Raw genomic sequence first — 20,218 nt, forward strand, 5'->3', positions numbered from 1 at the left:
GCGAAGGCCGTTCTCGACTACAAGGACATCATCTACTTCTCGTAGCCCCTAAAAGCGGCTACGTCCCCCACAAAACAAACGGGGCCGGTTCAAAACCGGCCCCGTTTGAGCTTTCAACACTTTTTGTTAACGGCTAGCCACATGGGCGCAGTTTTTCCTTGCTACTGGCGTTTGCTTCACAGCGGCCAGCGGTGCCGCCTGGCTTGGCCTTACTTGGCTGCCGCGGCGGGCATGACGGATTCAATCGCGTCGCGCATCGGCTTCATGGCCGTTTCGTAGGCCGCGATCCAGCTCGGCGCGCTTGCGCCGGCAGCCGGGAACGCGCCGCCGGCGTTCGACATTAGGTTCTGGCCGAACGACGCCATGGCTTCCTGCGTCTGCGCGGCGTAGGTGCTCATCTGGCGCTGGGCTTCCTGCGCGAATTCTGCGCCGGTGCTGGCGAAGATCTCGTTCATGTGGCCGGCGTAGGCGTTCATTTTCTGGGCAAACCCATTCGCCAGTTCCGGCTTGAGGCCGGACATGCCGGCGCCAACCGGCTGCTGGCTGGATTCGCGGACGTAGTTCGTGGTATCCGCCAGGCTGGTCTTGACCGCCTGCATGTTCAGCGCGCTGATTTTTTCCGCGCCGCGGGCCAGGGGGCCGACCAGGGCGAGGAACAGGTCCAGGTTAGCTTGCTGGACGCCGAAGAATTGAGCTTGGGTGGGATGTGCCATGAAATAGTCTCCTGGGGATGATCCAACGCTGCCGAAGAGGGTTTCGTGAGCGGCATCATCGTTTTGCTGCACCGCAGCAATGAGACACATCATAAGCTTATTCCCCGAGGAGTCAAGCGATTCCCGGAAAGACTTTGCCGGGCGCGCCAGATGCATCCCATGCGCCCTATTCCGCCGCTGGCGGGATGCACAGCAGCAGCCTGTGCCTGCCATCGTCCAGCGGTACGCGCACCGCGCCGTCGTGACCGGGCACCGCCAGCCCGTCGAGGACCGCATGCGCGCCGCCCGCGCCAGGCGCCAGCGTCTGCACCCGGATTTCATAGTGGCACGCACCCAGGCACACCGTCGCCTCAAAGCCAGGCCACGCCGCCGGAATGCTCGGCGCGACGATCAGCCAGCTCCCTTCCCGGCGGATCCCCAGGATGCCTTCCACCCCGGCGCGGTACATCCATCCGGCCGCGCCGGTGTACCAGGTCCATCCGCCGCGGCCGATGTGGGGCGCCACCGAATACACATCGGCCGCGACCACGTAAGGCTCCACCTTATAGCGCTGGGCACCCGCGGCCGTGCTGGCGTGGTGGATCGGGTTGAGCATCGAGAACAGGTCTACGGCTTTTGCGCCCGCGCCGAGCCGGGCAAAGGCAAGGACCGACCACATCGCGGCATGGCTGTATTGCCCGCCGTTCTCGCGCACGCCGGGGGGATAGCCTTCGATGTAGCCGGGATCCAGCGAGGCGCCATCGAAGGGCGGCGCGAACAGCAGCGCCAGGCCATCGTCGCGACGCACCAGGTGCTCGGCCATCGATGCCATGGCGGTTGCAGCGCGCACCGGGTCCCCGGCGCCCGACAGCACGGCCCACGACTGGGCAATGGCGTCGATCCGGCAGGCCGGACTGGTCCTTGAACCCAGCCAGCTGCCGTCATCGAAGGTAGCACGGCGATACCACTCGCCATCCCAGCCATCGCGCTCCAATGCCTCGCCCAGCATTACGGCATGGGCGCGCCAGTGCGCTGCGCGGCCGGCATCGCGCACCTCGGCGAGCGGCGCGAAGAGCGTGATCGTGCGCATCAGCAACCAGCCAAGCCACACGCTCTCGCCCTTGCCGCCAGCCCCGACCCGGTTCATGCCGTCGTTCCAGTCGCCGCCGCCGATCAGCGGCAGCCCGTGCTCGCCGGTCAAGGCGAGGCATCGCTCGATGCCGCGCGCGCAGTGCTCGAACAGCGCGGCGGACGTCTCCCCGGTCATTGGCTGGAAGAACGCGTCATGCTCGTCCGCGCCGAGCACCGGCCCGCCGAGGAACGAGACGTTCTCATCCAGCACCGCCGCATCGCCCGAGCCGGCAATGTAGGTCGCCGTGGCGAAGGCCAGCCAGACGCAATCGTCGGAGATGCGCGTGCGCACGCCCTGCCCGGTGTGTGGCAGCCACCAATGCTGGACATCGCCTTCGGCAAATTGCCTGGCCGCCGCGCGCAGCAGGTGCTGGCGCGTGGCCGCCGGCCTGGCGAAGGTGAGCGCCATGGTGTCTTGCAACTGATCGCGAAAGCCATAGGCGCCGCTCGCCTGGTAGAAGGCCGAGCGCGCCCAGATGCGGCAGGCCAGCGTCTGGTACAGCAGCCAGCCATTAAGCATGATGTCCATCGCCCGGTCCGGCGTCCTGACCTGCACGGCGCCAAGCAGGCTAGCCCAGTGCCCTGTCACGGCATCGAGCACGGCGTCGAGATCGGCGGCGCGATAGCGGGAAATCAGCGCCCTCGCCGCCTCGGCTGAGCCGCACTCGCCGAGCAACGCGACGATATCGAGCGTCTCGCCCGCGGCAAGCTCCACGAAGCACTGCACCGCGGCGCACGGATCCAGGCCCGCGCCCACTGCGCCGGACAAGGGCGTGGTGCCAAGCAGGGCCGCCGGCGCCTCGGCGCCGCCGTTGTAGCCGAGGAACTCCGTGCGGTCGGCGGTCCAGGCCGTTTGCCTGCCGCCGAGATCGGCAAAGGCGACCCGGCCGGGGAAGGCGGTGCTCCAGGGATTGCGCGCCAGCACCGCGCCGGTGGCCTCGTCGAGTTCGGTCACGATGAACGGTGCCGATGCGCCCCGCGAAGTGCCGAGTACCCATTCCACGTAAGCGGTGACGGAAAGCCGGCGGCGCACGGCGGACAGGTTGCTCAGCGTCAGCCGTGAAATCTTGAGCGGGTCTTCCAGCGGGACGAACTGCAGCAGCTCAACCGCGATGCCGTTTGCCTGGTGCGCAAAGCGGCTGTAGCCCTGGCCGTGGCGAGCCGTGTAGGTGCCTGCGCCGCGGATGGGCTGCGCGGTCGGGCTCCAGACTTCGAGGCTGTCTTCGTCGCGGATATAGAACGCTTCGCCGGCCGGATCCAGCACCGGGTCGTTGGACCAGGGCGTGAGCTGGTTCTCGCGGCTGCTCTCGGCCCAGGTATAGCCGCTGCCCTGTGCCGAGGCGTGGAAGCCAAAGTTGAGATTGGCGACGACGTTGATCCACGGCGCGGGCGTGGTGGCCGCGCCGTCCAGCACGACCACATACTCCCGCCCGTCCTTGTCGAAGCCACCGAGGCCATTGAAGAATTCAAGGGCCGGCGTGGCGTGCGTTTGCGTGGGCGCCGGCCGCGGGAGCGCGCGGCGGCGTACGGGCGCGGCGCGCGGCGGTGCCTGGGGCAGCCGGCCGAGTTGTTCGGCAATGGCGCCTCTGCGCGCGGACAGCACTACGCGAGCCACGGACAACAGCAACGCGCGGGCGTCGACGTGCATCAAATCGGCGCGCAGCGTATAGACCGAGCCCTGGGCGAGCTCATCGCCAAAGCGAGGCCGCGACTGGCTGCTGCGCACCGCGGTCTCGATGGCAATCTGCAGGTCCTGCGTATAAGACGACGCGCGCTCGTTGACGATGACCAGGTCCACCCCAAGCCGCTTCATGCGCCAGTACTCGTGCGCGCGCAGCAGCTGGCGCACTTGCGCCATATCCTCGATCTCGTCGATGCGCAGCAGCACGATCGGCAAGTCGCCCGAGATGGCGTGCGGCCAGAGCCCGGACTGCGGGCCCGCGCCGCGCGCGATGGCCTCGGAAGCAACCCGGAAGCGCGGATCGGCGTACAGGATCGGCGCGGCCAGGCGCTGGAAATCCGCTGCCTCGTCCGCCTTGACGTCGAGATGGCGCAACTGCACCTGGGCTTGCGTCCAGGCCAGGGTCTTGGCACGCTCGAAGGCGCTGCGGTCGTGATGCTTGTCGATCAGATCCAGCAGCGCGGCGCGCGAGGGCGCCACCAGCGTCCAGAAGGCGACGCGTGCCACGCCGCCAGGTGCGACCCGCACGCGCTGCCTGAGCGAGAAGATGGCGTCGAGCACCGTGCCCGTGGTGTTGGAGAGCGCACGGCCATGCCGCACGCCGTCCGCTATCCTGCCCGTTTGCCCCTCTTCCAGGAAGCGCGCCCGGTCGGTCTCGTATTGCGGATCCGCTACCACGTCGCCTTCGACGATCGCGAAATGGGCGGCCCAAATCGTGGGCTCCGTGGGCGAGCGCGTGCGGCGCGTGGCAACCAGCGCGCCGAACTCGGCCAGGTATTCGGTTTCGACAAACAGCTTGGAGAAGGCCTGATGCGCGATGTCGGCCGCCGGCACGGTCAGCACCAGCTCCGCATACGAGGTCAGCTCGATCTCGCGCGCGCGCCGCCCGCTGTTGGCCAGCGAGACTCGCCGCACTTCCCCGTCATCCTCGCCGGAGACCAGGATGGAGAGCGTGGTGACCAGGCTGCCATCGCGGCGGATGAATTCCGCGTGGTCTTCGGCAAAGACCACTTCGCTGCCCTGCTCGCCATCGTCCGTGTCGCCGCCGGCAAACTGTGCGCCGGCCGGCCAGACGGCGCGGCTGTGCGTATCGCGCAGGAAGATAAAGCTGCCAGCGTCGTCGCGGGTGGCATCCTCCCGCCACCGCGTCACGGCCAGATCGCGCCAGCGGCTGTAGCCAGCGCCAGCCGCGGTCAGCATCACCGCGTAGCGCCCGTTCGACAGCAGATGCGTGACGGGAGCACCGGGCGCGTAGCCCGAAAGCCTGCGCACCGTGGAATCCTCGCTGCCGGGCTCCAGCGTGGAAGCCTTCACCTCTTCGGCGCGGGGATGCGCAATGGCGACGTTGCGCGGCATGCGCTCCTGCAGCAGCAGCTCGGTGGCCTGGATCATCGGCTCGCGGTGAAAGCGCTCCCGCATCTGGCCGCCGTGCAGCGTATTGGCAATCGCCACGATGGTCATGCCCTGGTGGTGGGCCATGTAGCTGCGGATGATGGCGAATTCCTCATCTTCGGGCAGCCGGGACCGGGTGAAATCGATGGCCTCGTAGAAGCCGAAGCGCCCCTTTGCCCCCATCTGCGCGAGACGCGCGAAGTTCTGCTGCGCGCCTTGCGGATCCACCATGGTGGCCAGGCCGCTCGCATAGGGTGCGATCACGACGTTGTCGGAGAGCCCTCGCTTCAGGCCTAGTCCCGGCACGCCGAAGTTGGAGTACTGGTAGGTGAACTCCATGTCGCGCGCGTTGTAGGCGGATTCGGACACGCCCCATGGCACGCCCAGCGCGCGGCCGTAGCCCTGCTGGCGCTCCACCACCAACCGGTTGGTCTGCTCGAGCAGGCTGCCCGCCGGCGCGCGCATGATCAGCGACGGCATCAGGTACTCGAACATCGACCCGGACCACGAGATCAGCGCCGACCCGTTGCCCAGCGGCGTGGCCGTGCGGCCAAGGCGGAACCAGTGGCGCGTGGACACATCGCCCTTGGCGATGGCAAACAGGCTGGCGAGACGGGCCTCCGACGCGAGCAGGTCATAGCAGCTGACATCGAGCCGGTTGTCATCCTGCGAGTAGCCGATCGACAGCAGCTTGCGCTCCTCGTCAAACAGGAACGCGAAGTCCATCGCGAGCGCCATCTCGCGCGCCACGGCGGCGAGCGCTTGCAGGCGCGCGCCGAGCAAGTCCGGCGCTTCGATGCGTTCGACCCGGTCTTGTTCATGCTCGGCCACGGCCTTGCGCAGCGCTTCCACCCAGAACGCCAGGTCGCCAAGGCTGTCGTCGCCGGTGGCGGGCAGGATGTCGCGGGCGATCCCCGCGGCTTTTTCCGTCAGCCGCTTGAGCGCGGGCATCAGCATGGCCATGGCCTGCGCACCGTTGAGCTGGGTTTCGACCTGTTCCAGCAGTTCGCCGAGCTTGCCGGCGCGCTCGCCGCCCGCCAACGCCAGGCCGGCAATGGCCTCGCGCGCCAGCGTGACGGTATCCATCATGCCGAGCCGGAAATCCGGCGTCACCTCGGCATGGATCCATTCTTCACAGGCATTGGCCAGCGCAATCAGGTGCCCGGCCAGGTTACCGCTGTCGACCGATGAGACGTAGGCAGGCGTCAGGGCGCGCAGATCCTGCGTGCCATACCAGTTGTAGAAGTGGCCATGGCAGCGCTGCAGCTTTTGCATGGCGGCGAAGGCTGCCTCAAGCCGCTCGGCCGTCGCCGCCGTGCCGCTCCAGCCAAAGTCGCGCGCAGCGATGGCCGATAGCAGGTACAGGCCGATATTGGTGGGCGAGGTCCGGTGCGCAAGAACCGGTTTCGGGCGCTCCTGGAAATTGTCGGGCGGCAGCATGTTGTCCGCCGGCGTGACCATGGTCTCGAAAAAGCGCCAGGTGCGGCGCGCGGTCAGGCGCAGCTCGCGCGTGTCCGCGTCCGACACCACCAGCCGCCTTGCCACCTTTGGCGCCCGGCTGGCCCACAGCGCCAGCACGGGCGCGGCGAGCCAGAGCAATCCAAGGGGCAGCGCGAGCGGCCAGGAGGCGGGCGCGAAGGCCAGCGTGCCCGCAAGCAGCGCCAGCGTCAGCAATACGCCGCCCGTCATCTGCCGGTAAGAGCCCGCCAGGTCGAGCCGGGGGCTGGTCATGGACTGGGCGGCCGTGGTCCACTCCAGCAGGTGGCGACGCGTAAAGCGCAGCCGCGCCAGCGTGCGCGCGATGGCGTCGCTCATGCGCCAGGCCACGTCGGGCAGGAACGCCAGCGTCAGCAGCACCTGCGCGATGGCCGCGCGCAGGTCGTCCCACAGCATCCCCACGTGGTTGCGCAGCCGGATGCCGGCACGATGGGGAATGACGGAAAACACGCCGGGCAATAAGCCGGGAATCGCCATGGCCGCCAGCAACAGCAGCGTGCCGCGCAAGGCGGCACCGGGCGGCAGCAGCCAGCACGCGCCAAAGCACAGCAGCAGCGACGGCGCGAGCACCGAGCGCCGCAGGTTGTCCAGCATCTTCCAGCGGCCGAGCATCGGCACCGCCTGGCTGCCCTTGCGGCCGCGCAAGATCCAGTCAAGGAGCTGCCAGTCGCCACGTGTCCAGCGATGCTGGCGCTTGGCCGCCACGTCATAGCGCGCGGGGAAATCCTCGACGACTTCGATGTCCGAGGCCAGCCCGGCACGGGCGAACGAGCCCTCGAACAGATCATGGCTGAGCACCGCGTTCTCCGGCACGCGGCCGTGCAGCGCGGCCTCGAAGGCATCCACGTCATAGATGCCCTTGCCGGTATAGGAACCCTCACCGAAGATGTCCTGGTACACGTCCGATGCCGCAGCCGCATAGGGATCGATGCCGCCGGGCGCCGAGAAGATGCGCTGATAGAACGAACCCTCGCTGCCCACCGGCAGGGATGGCGTGACGCGTGGCTGCAGGATGGCGTAGCCGCCAACCACGCGCTGCAGCTTGTCGTCGAACCTTGGCCGGTTCAGCGGGTGGGCCATCTTGCCGATCAGCCGGAGTGCCGCGTCGCGCGGCAAGCGCGTGTCGGCATCGAGCGTGATCACGTAGCGCACATCGGGCGGTACCTGGGGCGGCCGGCCGTAGACAGGCATAAAGCTGGTGTCCGTGGCGCCGCGCAGCAGGCGGTTGAGTTCATGGAGCTTGCCGCGCTTGCGCTCCCATCCCATCCACTTGCCTTCTCCGGCGTTGAATATGCGGTGCCGGTGCAACAGCAGGAAGCGGTCGCCGGCGGGACCCGGCCCGTAGCGGCGATTCAGCTCGCCGATGGCTTCGGCCGCCACCGCCAAAAGGGCCGCGTCGCCCGGCATGGCTTCCTGGTCGGCGTCGGTGCCATCGGTGAGCAGCGCAAAGGTCAGGTCGCCACCGGCGCCGGCGAGGTGGTGCACCTCCAGGCGCTCGATCTGCTCGCGCAGGCTGGCTTCGCCCGATAGCAGCGTGGGCACGGCCACCAGCGTGCGCAACGCTTGCGGCACGCCTGCCGTGAGTTCAAGCCCCGGCAGGATGGATGCGCCAAAGAGCCAGGCGATGCCGCGGTTGACCACCGCCGTTGCCACCTCGCTGGCTGGCACGAAGCCCAGCAAGCCGACCAGCGCGAGCCAGCCGCCGTGGAGCGCCGGCATGGCCGCCGCCGCAAGCAACCAGAGCGAGCCGCCGAGCAGCGCGAGGGTGACCAGCAGGATGGCGCCCATATAGCCGCCAATGCCCAGCGCGATATTGAGACGGGAAAACCGCAGCCGCGCCGGGGCACGGAAGCCGATCACGCGCTCGAAGGCGCGCCGGCCCTCGGCGATCAGGTGATACCCCGGGTCCCCGATGCGCTCCGCCTGCGCTGCATCGGCGGTGCCGGCCGCCGCGGCGCGTGCCGTGGCCAGCGCGAGATCGGCGATCTCCAGCTCCGAGGCCAGTGAGCCGCGTGCAAGCTGCTCAATCGCGCTGCGGTAAAGATTGCGGGTGGGGAAATCCATTTCGGCATAGCCGCTGCCATCGCGCAAACGCGCGTCGACCAGGCTCACGCTCTCGAACAGTTCGGCCCAGTCGATATCGGAAATCAGCCGCATGCTGGTGATGACATTGCGCACTGTCACGTTGGACGCACCCTGGCGCTGCTGGGCATGCCGCACCACACCCTCGATGGACGCGCCCTGCCGCCCGAGCCGCTCTTCCAGCCAGCCCAGGGTGGGCGTGGTCCGTGGGTCCTGGTCCCGCAGGCGCTTGGCCAGTTGCGCGGCAAACAGCTCCGACAAGGGCGCAGCGGCGCGCGAGGCGATATCCGTGTCGAGCGCCGACCGGGCGCAGCCCGACTTGAGCAGCTGCTTCGACAGATCGTCCGCGTCGGCGCGGGCGATGCGCCCGGCGGTTATCTGCTCGGCCAGGCGGCGCAGGTTCTCGATCAGGACGATGCGCAGCGTGATGGCCACCGCCCACAGCTCGCCGATGGTCAGCGGCTGCACACGCTGGTAGGCGGCTATGAAGCGCCGCAGGGTGTCCGGGTCGATATGGCTGTCGGTATGCGCGACAAAGGCCCAGGCAAGGCCAAACACCCGGGGATAGCCCGCGAATGGCCCCTCGCTGAGCTTGGGCAGCTGGCGATAGTAGCCGGGCGGCAGGTCATCGCGGATCTCGCGGATCTGCGCTTCCACCAGGTGGTAGTTGTCCAGCAGCCATTCGGCCGCGGGCACCACGGCCCTGCCGCTCTCCAGTTCCGCCGCGCTGGCCCGGTAGGCCGCGAGCAATACTTCGGCATTGTCATTGAGGCGGCTGCGCAACGTGCGCACGCGCGGCGGCTTCGACGTGACAGGCTGGGCCGCGGCAAGGCTTTGCGCATGCTGCTCCAGCCGCTCGATCCCGAACAGCTCCTCCCGCACTGGCGCCTTGTCATCCCACGGCGAAGGGGTGGATGCGTACTCAAACGTACGGCCTAGCACTGAATACATGGACGCCTTGGTTGCCAACGGGGATCGGGAGGCGGGCTCGCCTCCTTAAAAACGGCTGGCCGGCAAGCCTGAAGCTTGCCGGCCATCACGCGATCGCTTCGCGGACTGTTGCGCCAAGGCGAGTGTGTTCTCGTCTACAGGCGGCCCAGAAGTACCAACACCAGCACCACGACCAGCAGCAGGCCTAGCACGCCGCTGGGCATATAGCCCCAGGAACGGCTGTGCGGCCACGTCGGCATCGCACCGAGCAAGACGAGCACAAGCACGACCAGTAAAACGGTTCCTAACATGGAACGCTCCTTTCCCGACTCCGCGTTATTAGCCAGGCCGCCGCAGATATCTCGCCAGGGGACCGGAATCTTCGAGCCCGATGCGAAGGTAGCCGCGCCATTGGGCATGGACCTGACCGCTATCGTCACGTTGCCATGGATGGAGTGCGGTGTCGGTACGATGACGGACAATTGGCGCCCGTTCCTGGCGTTGAACGGCGCAGGGGTGAAAGGGAGCGGGAAACGCGGGGGCATGACAGCCATGGTGGCCTTGAGGCCAGCGGGAAGGCAGCATGCTTCGGGGAAGAACTGAACCAGGGGCAAGGCCGCAGGCGGAAACTCGTGGGTGCGACTGGGGTCCGGTCCAGACAGCCGGCCGCGCGTATTCGCAGCGCCGCTGTGCGCGCATCTTCGCACACTCCAGCCCTGAACCCTCCTTATATTTCCAGCAGCGGCATTTCTCCGTGCTGCGAGAGTGCCGGATAGCACCTCTGCGCCGGAAATATGCTCAATACGGCGCTTGCGCGACGTATGCCGGTCACCAAGCCCCGCAATTTCTGCGTGCCACCAAGCAGTGCGCCGCGCCCCATCCCCGATCCCTGGCCCGCAAACACGCCGGCCAACGCCCATTTCTTGCGCGTCGCACCATTTCCAGGCAAGCCTCCAGCATCGCCCGGCGGCGTGCCATCCACGCCCATGCAAGACGAGATTTTGTTAGGAATCAAGGCCTTGCACCCCGCACCGCAACAAATCCGGCTGCAAATTGAACACGTGGCCTGAACTTTGCGTAATCGGTATAAGTGCCAACTGTCGACAGCTGACCATCGACCTACAGTGACCTAATCGCCAATCCAAGGAAACACAAACATGGGCAACAACGTCTCTTCCCGCCTGGTTCCCGCCATCTCCGAGGCCGAGCAACGGGTGCGTGAAGATCTCGCCGCCGCATACCGCCTGGTCGCCCTGTATGGCATGGACGACAGCATCTACACCCATATCTCGGCCCGGGTGCCGGGCACCGAGGACCGCTTCCTGATCAACCCGTTCGGGATGTTGTTCCGGGATATCACCGCGTCTTCGCTGGTGTGCATCGACCTGGACGGCAACATCATCAGCGGCCCGCCCGGGCAAGACGTGAACCCCGCTGGCTTCACCATCCATAGCGCCGTGCACGCTGCCCGGCATGACGCCGTCTGCGTGCTGCATACGCATACCGTGGCAGGCGTGGCGGTATCGTCGCTGGCCTGCGGCTTGCAGCCGTCCAACCAGTGGGCGCTGCAATTCCATGACCGGGTGTCGTACCACGACTTCGAGGGCATTGCGCTGGACCATGAGGAGCGCGTGCGCCTGGTGGCCGACCTCGGCCCGGACAAGCGCGCCCTGATCCTGCGCAACCATGGCCTGGTCACGCTGGGCCGCAGCGTGGCCGAGGCGTTCATCCTCATGCACAACCTGGAGCGCGCCTGCCGCGTGCAGGTGGCGATCCAGTCCAGCGGCCAGCTGGTCAATCCGGTGCCCCCAGCCATTTGCGAGAGGACTGCGCGCCAGTACGAGAGTGGCGACACCAACCGCCTGCCCGGCGCGGCCGACCCGTACGCGCGGGAATGGCGCGCCTTGCTGGAGCGGCTGGAGCCGGCCGCTGCCACGTCGTACCGCGACTGAGGCCCTGCCCGCCCCGCCCGCCTTACCCGTTACGTCTTGCCTGTTACGTCTTGCCAGTCATCTATCCCTAGCCCCCAGGAGAGTTCCGCAATGAATCGTCGCCAACTGATCAAAATGGGTGTTGCCACCACCGGGCTGTCGCTCGCCGGCGTGCCGTTCCACGTCCTCGCGGCCGGCAAGAAGGGCGGCGTGATCAACGCGCTCGTCCAGCCTGAGCCTTCCGGCCTGATGATCGGCATTACCCAGAACGGCCCCACCCAGCTGATCTCCGGCAACATCTACGAGGGCTTGCTGCGCTATGACGAGAAGCTGGAACCGCTGCCGGCGCTGGCGACCTCCTGGACGGTGAACCCGGCCGGCACCCTGTACACGTTCAAGCTCAAGCCCAAGGTCACCTGGCATGACGGCAAGCCGTTCACCGCGGCAGACGTGGTGTTCTCCGCCGATGTGTTCCTGCGCAAGACGCACGCCCGGCTGCGCGCCAACCTGGCGGCGGTGGAGAGCATCCGCGCGGTGGACCCGTTGACGGTGGAGTTCAAGCTGAAGTACCCGTTTAGCCCGTTCCTCGGCATCTTCGAAGTGGGCACCATGCCCATGGTGCCCAAGCATATCTACGAAGGCACGGATTTCCTGACCAACCCCGCCAACGCCAAGCCCATCGGCACCGGCCCGCTGAAGTTCAAGGAATGGGTGCGCGGCTCGTACATCCAGCTGGTGCGCAACGATGCGTATCACCAGCCCGACGTGCCGCTGGTCGACAGCGTGTACTTCCACGTGATCCCCGATGCCTCGGCGCGCGCCGCGGCGTTCGAGTCCGGCAAGGTCGACCTGGTGCCCGGCGGCGCGGTGGAGTACTTCGATGTGGCGCGCCTGAGCAAGCTGCCCGGCGTGCAGGTCACCACCAAGGGCTGGGAATTCTTCGCGCCGCACTCGTGGTTGTGGGTCAACAACCGCAAGGCGCCGATGGACAACATCAAGTTCCGCCAGGCGCTGGCCTTTGCCATCGACCGCGACGCGATCGCCAAGGTGGCATGGCAAGGCTATGCCAAGAGCGCCACCGGCCCCTTCAACAGCCACATCAAGTACGCCAGCACCGACGTGGCCAAGTATCCGCGCGACTTGGCCCGCGCCAAGCAGTTGCTCACCGAATCCGGCTACAAGGGCGAAACCGTGCGCCTGCTGCCCCTGCCCTACGGCGAAACCTGGACCCGCTCCGCCGAGATCGTGCGGCAGAACCTGCAACAGGCCGGCGTGAAGATCGAGATGACCCCCACCGACGTGGCGGGCTGGGGCGAGCGGCTGAACAAGTGGGACTACGACCTGGCCTTCACCTACGTCTACCAGTACGGCGACCCGGCGCTGGGCGTGGCGCGCAACTACACCTCGGACAATATCGCGCAGGGCTCGCCGTTCAACAACGTCGAGGGCTATCGCAACGCCAAGGTCGACGAGCTGTTCCAGGCTGGCGCGCGCGAGATCGACCCGGCCAAGCGCGCGGCGATCTACTTTGAGGTGCAGAAGATCCTGGTCAACGAGATGCCGGTGGTGTGGCTGCACGAGCTCAACTTCCCTACGCTGTACCGCGGCCGCATCAACAATCCCATCAGTTCCGGCATTGGCCTGAACGACGGCATCGGCCGCGCCTGGCTGGCGTGATGGCAGTCATCTTCATCTCTGGGGCAAAGCCATGAGTCGTACGCAGCGCATGCTGGGCCGGGTGGTACAGGGCGTGATCGCAATCCTGGTCATCGCGACCGTCAATTTCCTGCTGATCCGGGCCGCGCCGGGAGACCCCGTCTCGGTGATGGCCGGCGAGGCCGGCGCATCCGACCCGCAGTTCGTGGCGCAGTTGCGCACGCAGTTCGGGCTGGACAAGCCGGTGCCGGAGCAGCTTGCCACTTACCTCGGGCATGTGGTGCACCTGGACCTGGGCTACTCGTACCGCCAGCAGCAGCCGGTGCTGGACCTGATCCTGCAGCGCCTGCCCGCCACGCTGATCCTGACCGGCAGCGCCTTCCTGCTCTCGGTGCTGTTCGGCGTGGTGCTGGGGGCGTGGGCGAGCCGGCGCGCGGGGAGCTGGGTGGACAACGCCATCACCCTCTTCGCGCTGGTGTTCTACGCCACGCCGCTGTACTGGCTGGCGATGATGGCGGTGCTGCTGTTCTCGGTCAAGCTCGACTGGCTGCCCGGCTTTGGCTACTTCACCGTGGGGGCGGACCTGCATGGCCTGGCGCTGGTGTTCGACATTGCCACGCACCTGGTGCTGCCCGCGCTCACGCTGGCGCTGTTCTACATGGCGGTGTATGCCCGCATGACGCGCGCCTCGATGCTGGAGGTGGCGCAGATGGATTTCGTCAAGACCGCGCGCGCCAAGGGCGTGCGGCCCGGGCGCATCCAGCGTGCCCACATCCTGCGCAACGCCCTGCTGCCGGTGGTGACGCTGGCCGGCATCCAGGCCGGCGGCATGATCGGCGGCGCGGTGCTGACCGAGACGGTGTTCGCCTGGCCCGGCATTGGCCGCCTGATGTTCGACGCCCTGCTGCAGCGTGACTACAACCTGCTGCTGGGCTGCTTCCTGGTCACCGCGGCCATGGCCGTGTTGTTCAACCTGTTGACCGACTTTGTCTACACGCTGGTCGACCCGCGGATCGAGATGCAATGAAGAACACTTTCTGGCGGCGGTTCTGCCGCAACAAGGCAGCCGTGCTCGGCATGGTGGTACTGGTGGGCTTTGCCGTGCTCGCGCTGTTGGGCCCGTGGATGGCCGGGCACGATCCCTGGGACATGGTGCAGCAGCCGTTCCTGCAGCCGATGCAGGAGCCCGGCTTTGCCATGGGCACCGACACCATGGGGCGCGACATCCTGGCGGGCGTGATCCACGGCGCGCGCATCTCGCTGCTGATCGGCGTGGTGTCCACCGTGGTCTCGCTGCTGATCGGCGTAACGCTGGGCGCTATCTCAGGCTACTTCGGCGGCTGGATCGATGCGGCGCTGATGCGCTTTACCGAGCTGTTCCAGGCGGTGCCGAGCTTTGCGCTGGCGCTGGTGCTGGTGGCGATCTTCGAGCCGTCGATCGGCTCTATCGTGGCTGCCATCGCCATCGTCTCCTGGCCGCCGGTGGCGCGGCTGGTACGCAGCGAGTTCCTCACGCTGCGCCAGCGCGACTTTGTGCAGGCCGCCAAGCTGGCCGGGCAGTCGACGCCACGCATCATCCTGTCGCAGATCCTGCCCAATGCCAGCTCGCCGATCGTGGTGATGGCCTCGCTGATGGTGGCGACCGCCATCCTGCTGGAATCCAGCCTGAGCTTCCTAGGCCTGGGCGACCCCAACCACATGAGCTGGGGCTATATGGTGGGCTCGGCGCGCACGGTGCTGCGCCAGGCCTGGTGGATGGCGGTGTTTCCCGGCACGGCCATCCTGCTGACGGTGCTGGCGCTCAACATGGTGGGCGAAGGCCTGAACGACGCGCTCAACGCGCGCCTTGGCGGGAGTGGACGATGAGCACACCGGTACTAGATATCCAGGACCTGAGCATCCGCCTGCCGGCCGGCGGCGACCGCGCCCTGGCGGTGCAGGGCGCCTCGCTGACGCTTGCGGCCGGCCAGACACTATGCGTGGTGGGCGAGTCGGGCTCGGGCAAGTCCATGATCGCCAATGCGGTGATGGGCCTGCTGCCGCGCCCGCATGTGGAGCCGGTTGCCGGGCGCATCCTGTTTGAGGGCCAGGACCTGCTGCAACTGGATGACGACGCCATGCGCGAGTTGCGCGGGCAGAAGATCGGCATGGTGTTCCAGGAACCCATGACGGCGCTCAACCCGGTGATGCGCATCGGCGACCAGATCGCCGAAGTGTTCGACGCGCACCAGCGGCTGGGCGCGGCCGACAAGCGCAAGCGCATCGTGGCGGCGCTGGCCGATGTCGGCCTGCCCGATCCGGAGCTGCTGTACGACAGCTATCCCTTCCGCCTGTCGGGCGGCCAACGCCAGCGCGTGATGATCGCGTGCGCCATGGCGCTGGAACCGCGCCTGTTGATTGCGGACGAGCCCACCACCGCGCTCGACGTGACCACCCAGGCGCAGATCCTGCAACTGATCCGCGATCTGCAGAAGCGGCGCGGCATGGCCGTGCTGTTCATCACGCACGACTTTGGCGTGGTGTCCGAGATCGCCGACCAGGTGGTGGTGATGCAGACCGGCACCATCGTGGAGGCCGGGCCGGCCGCGCGCGTGCTGACCGATCCGCAGCATGCCTATACGCGCAAGCTGATCAGCGCCATTCCCGGCGGCCATTTGCGCCAGCCTCCCGTGGAGGTCGAGGTCAACCGCGTGCTGCAGGTGCAGGACCTGTGCAAGACCTATCGCACCGGCGGCAGCCTGCTGCGGCGCGGGCGCGAGGTGCAGGCCGCGCGCAACGTGAACTTCGAGCTGCTGCGCGGGCAGACGCTCGGGCTGGTGGGCGAATCGGGCTCCGGCAAATCCACGGTGGGCCGTTGCATCGTCGGCCTGGCGCCGTTCGACAGCGGGCGCATCGTGATCAACGGGCGCAACCTGTCGCAAGGCGGCGGGCTGCTGCAGCGCGCGGGCGGCAAGCTGCAGATGGTGTTCCAGGATCCGTACGCATCGCTCAATCCCCGGCATCGGATCGGTGCGGCCATCGCTGCCGGCCCCATCGCACAGGGCGTGTCGCGCCAGGAGGCACAGGCTCGCACGCTGGAGTTGCTCGGGCTGGTCGGGCTGGGACCGGAGGCGGCCGAGCGCTACCCGCACGAGTTCTCCGGCGGGCAGCGCCAGCGCATCGGCATTGCAAGGGCGCTGGCGATGCAGCCGGAGCTGCTGGTGGCGGACGAGCCCGTCTCCGCGCTGGATGTGTCGGTGCAGGCGCAGGTGCTGGAGCTGTTCGCCAAGGTGCGCGAGCAGTTCAAGCTGGCCATGGTCTTCATCACCCACGACCTGCGCGTGGCGGCGCAGATGTGCGACAAGATCGCCGTCATGCAGCGGGGCGAGGTGGTTGAGTACGGCGAGACGGCCCGCGTGCTGAGCGCGCCCGAGCATCCATACACGCGCAAGCTGATCGAAGCCATTCCGCGCTTGACCCGGGCGCAGGAAGTTGCGGAGGCACCGGAGCCAGGCCGCCTGGAAGCGGTCGGAGGCTACGCATGACCCGTACCGACCCCGACAATCTGGCCGACACATTGGACACGATGGAGACGATGGACACGACGACAAATAAACCACCCTGCGTGGCACTGCTTAGCAGCGTGCTCGACATGAACTACCTCGTCCCAGCCTTCCGCGCGGCAGCGCCCGGGCTGGACCTTCGGGTCGGCCCCGACCTGGGAGCGCTCGACGACATCGATGCCGCGGTCTGCTGGGCGCCCCCGCCTGGCGTGCTGGCGGCCATGCCAAGGCTGCGCCTGGTGCAGTCGCTGGGCGCGGGCATCGACCACCTGCGCAGCGATCCGGACCTGCCGTGCGGGCCAACCGTCTGCCGCATCGTGGATACCGCCATGGCCGGCAGCATGACGGCCTACGTGACGTGGGCCGTGATCCAGCATCAGCGCAGCATGGGCGCGTATCTGGCCAGCGCGGCAGCCGGGCAGTGGCAGGAGCAGCCCATCGTGGCGCCATCACGGCATCGCGTGGGCATCGCAGGGCTTGGCACGCTGGGCATTGCCAGCGCCCGCGCGCTGCAGGCGGTGGGCTATGCGGTGCGCGGCTGGAGCCGCAGCCCCAAGGCGGATCTGCCCGAGGGCGTCGAAGCCTTCCACGGCCAGGACGGGCTGGATGCCTTCCTGGCGGGCTGCGACGCACTGGTCTGCCTGCTGCCGCTCACCGCGCAGACGCAAGGCTTCCTGTGCGCCGACCTGTTCGCCCGCCTGCCGCGCGGCGCGCATCTGATCAACGTGGGCCGCGGCAGCCACCTGGTCGAGGCCGACCTGCTGCGCGCGCTGGACGACGGCACGCTGGGCGCGGCCACGCTGGACGCCTTCCAGCACGAGCCGCTGCCATCCGAGCACCCGTTCTGGCGGCATCCGCGCGTCACAGTCACGCCGCACGTGGCGGCACGCACCGATTCGGCCACGATCGCGCGCCAGACGCTGGATAATCTGGACCAGCTGTGCCGCGGGCAGCGGCCTGCCGTGGCAGTCGACCCGGCACAGGGATATTGATTCGTATGGTTGATCGGCCTTTCATGTTCGCCCACCGTCCGGCAACGCGCCGCTTGACGCCAACTGCTGGTTTGCTCCCCTCTCCCGCTTGCGGGAGAGGGGCGGGGGAGAGGGCGGGCGTTCGTCAAGAACCCGATGCCACACCTGCCTTCCAACGGTCGCAATCGGGATCGGCAACGGCGCAGCACCGTGGCTTAGCCAGCGCCCGCCCTCTCCCCCAACCCCTCTCCCACTTTGTGGGAGAGGGGAGCAACCCAGCGGTGCGACCAAGCGATGCGGAAGTCCGATGAAACTTTGCTTTGCATGCTGCCTGCCCCGCCACCCGATACCTACAACAGGACGTCACTGACATGACCGTCGCCTTGCCCTCGCACGCTGCCCTTGCCGCCGACGATATCGCGGCCCATCTGCATCCCTTTACCAACCTGGCCGCCCACCCCGGCGTCGGCCCGCTCGTCATCACCAAGGGCGACGGCATCTATGTGGAGGACGACCAGGGCAAGCGCTACCTGGAGGGCATGTCGGGCCTGTGGTGCAGCTCGCTCGGGTTCAGCCATGCGCGCGTGATCGAGGCCGGCGTGCAGGCCATGCGCACGCTGCCCTACTATCACACCTTCAACCACCGCTCCAACCCGGCGGCCATCATGCTGGCCGAGAAGCTCGTCGCGATGGCGCCGGTGCCGATGTCCAAGGTGTTTTTCGCCAACTCCGGCTCGGAGGCCAACGACACCGCCGTCAAGCTGGTCTGGTACTACCACAACGCCATCGGCAAGCCGGACAAGAAGAAGATCATCGCGCGCACCAACGCCTATCACGGCGTCACGGTGGCGGCGGCGAGCCTTAGCGGCCTGCAAGCCAATCACCGCGATTTCGACCTGCCGATCGACCGCATCCTGCGCGCCGGGTGCCCGCACCACTACCGCTACGGCGCGCCGGGCGAGAGCGAAGCCGCCTTCGCCAGCCGCCTCGCGCAGGAACTGGAAGCGCTGATCCAGGCCGAGGGCCCGGACACCATCGGTGCCTTCATTGCCGAGCCGGTGATGGGCGCGGGCGGCGTGATTGTGCCGCCGGCCACCTACTTCGCCGAGATCCAGGCCGTGCTGCGCCGCCATGACGTCCTGCTGATCGCCGACGAGGTGATCTGCGGCTTCGGGCGGACCGGTGCGATGTTCGGCTCCACCACCTATGGCATGCAGCCCGACATCCTCACCTGCGCCAAGGCGCTGTCCTCCGGCTACATGCCGATCTCGGCTGTGATGGTGTCGGAGAAGGTGCACGCGGCGATTGCCGCCAACAGCGGCAAGATCGGCACCTTTGGCCATGGCTTCACCTACTCGGGCCATCCGGTCACCACGGCGGTGGCGCTCGAAACGCTGCGCGTCTACGAGGATGACCGCATCCTCGATCACGTGAACGCGGTCACGCCCCGCTTCCAGCAGGCGCTGCGGGCTTACGCAGGGCGCGCGCTGGTGGGCGAGGTGCGCGGGGTCGGCCTGCTGGGCGCGATCGAGCTGGCGGCGGATCCGGCGGCGCGGCGCGCCTTCGACCCGGCGCAGAAGGCTGGCCCGCGCCTGGCGCAGCTGGCGCAGGAGCAAGGCCTGATCGTGCGCGCCATGGGCGACACCATCGCCTTCTGCCCGCCGCTGATCATCACCGAGGCGCAGATCGACGAGTTGTTCGCGCGTTTCGAGCGCGCCATGGTGGCGGCCGAGCGTGAGTTCCCAGCCGGCAGCAATGGCGGCAACAAGGCTGCGGCCTGATGACCGGCCCGGCCAATCCGTCGCTGCGGCCTACCACGGCGAGCGCGCGCCGCGACGGCATCGTGCTGTTCTTCTGCGCGCTGGTGGCGTTCGCCAGCTACGACGCCTTCTGCAAGTGGATGCTGCGCGACCACTCGGCGCCGATGATGAACCTCACCCGCTATGTGTCGGTGAGCGTCATCGCGCTGGTGTGGCTGGTGCGCGCAGGCGACCTGAAGCTGTGGCGCGCGCCCTGCAAGTGGCTGCTGCTGGCGCGCGGGCTGGCCCTTGGCATCGTGGCCAGCTGCTTCATGGCGGCGCTGGTCTACATGCCCTTGGCCGAGGCCACGGCGATCTACTTCACCGCGCCGCTGATCATGGTGGCGCTGTCGCCGGCGGTGCTGGGCGAACGGGTGGGCTCTGCGCAGTGGGCGGCGGTGCTGGCCGGCTTTGGCGGCATGCTGCTGATCGTGCGGCCCGGCGGCGACCTGCCCTTTGTCGGCACGGTGCTGATGATGGTCTCGGCCGTGTGCTACGCGGCCTTCCAGTTGCTGACGCGCCGGCTTGCCGGCGAGGTCGCGGGGCCGGTGCTCTACGCCTGGACCGCGCTGATCTGCCTGGTGGTGACCGGCGTGCCTGCGCTGGCCACGCTGCCCGAGGTCATGCCGTGCGCGCCGGACATCCTGCAGATGATGGCCGGCGGCGCCTGCAGCGGCCTGGCCCAGCTGCTGCTGCTCGCCGCCTTCCGGCGCGTTGCCGCCTCCACGCTCGCGCCGCTCAATTACTTTCAACTGCTGCTCGCCGTGCTGATCAGCACCTTTGTCTTCCAGCGCCCGCCCGATGGCATCGCGCTGGCGGGCATCGTGCTGATCATGCTGTCGGGCGGCTACCTCGCGTTGCGCGCACGGCAAGCGCCGTCGGTGCATCCCGTCGTAGCCCGACCCAAGGACTAA

General features: G+C 67.8%; 11 protein-coding genes. 8 read left to right on the top strand and 3 right to left on the bottom strand.

Translation table 11 applies throughout. The features are described 5' to 3' along the window. Positions 1-209 precede the first annotated feature (209 nt). The 3 genes from ACGLHR_RS25770 to ACGLHR_RS25780 form a co-directional block, all read right to left on the bottom strand. Positions 210-869, bottom strand: coding sequence for a phasin family protein (locus tag ACGLHR_RS25770; RefSeq protein ID WP_400096909.1), 660 nt, complete (start codon positions 867-869; stop codon positions 210-212). Between the two features lie 10 nt (positions 870-879). Next, positions 880-9,426 carry a GH36-type glycosyl hydrolase domain-containing protein gene (locus tag ACGLHR_RS25775; RefSeq protein WP_400096910.1) on the bottom strand — a complete coding sequence of 2,849 codons (8,547 nt, stop codon included), beginning with the start codon at positions 9,424-9,426 and terminating at the stop codon, positions 880-882. A 134-nt stretch (positions 9,427-9,560) separates the two neighbouring features. Further along, complete coding sequence (locus ACGLHR_RS25780) at positions 9,561-9,716, bottom strand: DUF3309 family protein (RefSeq protein WP_318235559.1); 156 nt, start codon at positions 9,714-9,716, stop codon at positions 9,561-9,563. A gap of 846 nt (positions 9,717-10,562) precedes the next feature. Between ACGLHR_RS25780 and ACGLHR_RS25785 the strand changes: the two genes are divergently transcribed. The 8 genes from ACGLHR_RS25785 to ACGLHR_RS25820 all read left to right on the top strand — a co-directional run bounded on the left by ACGLHR_RS25785 (position 10,563) and on the right by ACGLHR_RS25820 (position 20,218). Beyond that, positions 10,563-11,357, top strand: a complete 795-nt coding sequence (locus tag ACGLHR_RS25785) for a class II aldolase/adducin family protein (RefSeq protein ID WP_400096911.1) — start codon at positions 10,563-10,565, stop codon at positions 11,355-11,357. Positions 11,358-11,447: 90 nt separating this feature from the next. Continuing rightward, positions 11,448-13,013 (top strand): ABC transporter substrate-binding protein, encoded by a 1,566-nt coding sequence (locus ACGLHR_RS25790; RefSeq protein WP_400096912.1) that lies wholly within the window; start codon positions 11,448-11,450, stop codon positions 13,011-13,013. A gap of 31 nt (positions 13,014-13,044) precedes the next feature. Continuing rightward, positions 13,045-14,019: an ABC transporter permease gene (locus tag ACGLHR_RS25795; protein ID WP_043354633.1), complete on the top strand. Its 975-nt coding sequence runs from the start codon at positions 13,045-13,047 to the stop codon at positions 14,017-14,019. Beyond that, the gene (locus ACGLHR_RS25800; protein ID WP_400096913.1) at positions 14,016-14,858 is read left to right on the top strand and encodes an ABC transporter permease; all 843 of its coding nucleotides are present in this window, start codon (positions 14,016-14,018) and stop codon (positions 14,856-14,858) included. The genes ACGLHR_RS25795 and ACGLHR_RS25800 overlap by 4 nt, the downstream gene beginning before the upstream one ends. Further along, positions 14,855-16,516 (top strand): dipeptide ABC transporter ATP-binding protein, encoded by a 1,662-nt coding sequence (locus ACGLHR_RS25805; RefSeq protein ID WP_400096914.1) that lies wholly within the window; start codon positions 14,855-14,857, stop codon positions 16,514-16,516. The genes ACGLHR_RS25800 and ACGLHR_RS25805 overlap by 4 nt, the downstream gene beginning before the upstream one ends. Continuing rightward, positions 16,513-17,526: a 2-hydroxyacid dehydrogenase gene (locus tag ACGLHR_RS25810; RefSeq protein ID WP_400096915.1), complete on the top strand. Its 1,014-nt coding sequence runs from the start codon at positions 16,513-16,515 to the stop codon at positions 17,524-17,526. The genes ACGLHR_RS25805 and ACGLHR_RS25810 overlap by 4 nt, the downstream gene beginning before the upstream one ends. 350 nt (positions 17,527-17,876) lie before the next feature. Continuing rightward, the gene (locus ACGLHR_RS25815) at positions 17,877-19,286 is read left to right on the top strand and encodes an aspartate aminotransferase family protein (protein WP_400096916.1); all 1,410 of its coding nucleotides are present in this window, start codon (positions 17,877-17,879) and stop codon (positions 19,284-19,286) included. After that, positions 19,286-20,218: a DMT family transporter gene (locus ACGLHR_RS25820; RefSeq protein ID WP_400096917.1), complete on the top strand. Its 933-nt coding sequence runs from the start codon at positions 19,286-19,288 to the stop codon at positions 20,216-20,218. The genes ACGLHR_RS25815 and ACGLHR_RS25820 overlap by 1 nt, the downstream gene beginning before the upstream one ends.

Origin of the sequence: Cupriavidus sp. CuC1 (assembly GCF_044627735.1) — a bacterium.
In the GTDB taxonomy this organism is placed as follows: Bacteria; Pseudomonadota; Gammaproteobacteria; order Burkholderiales; family Burkholderiaceae; genus Cupriavidus; species Cupriavidus ulmosensis.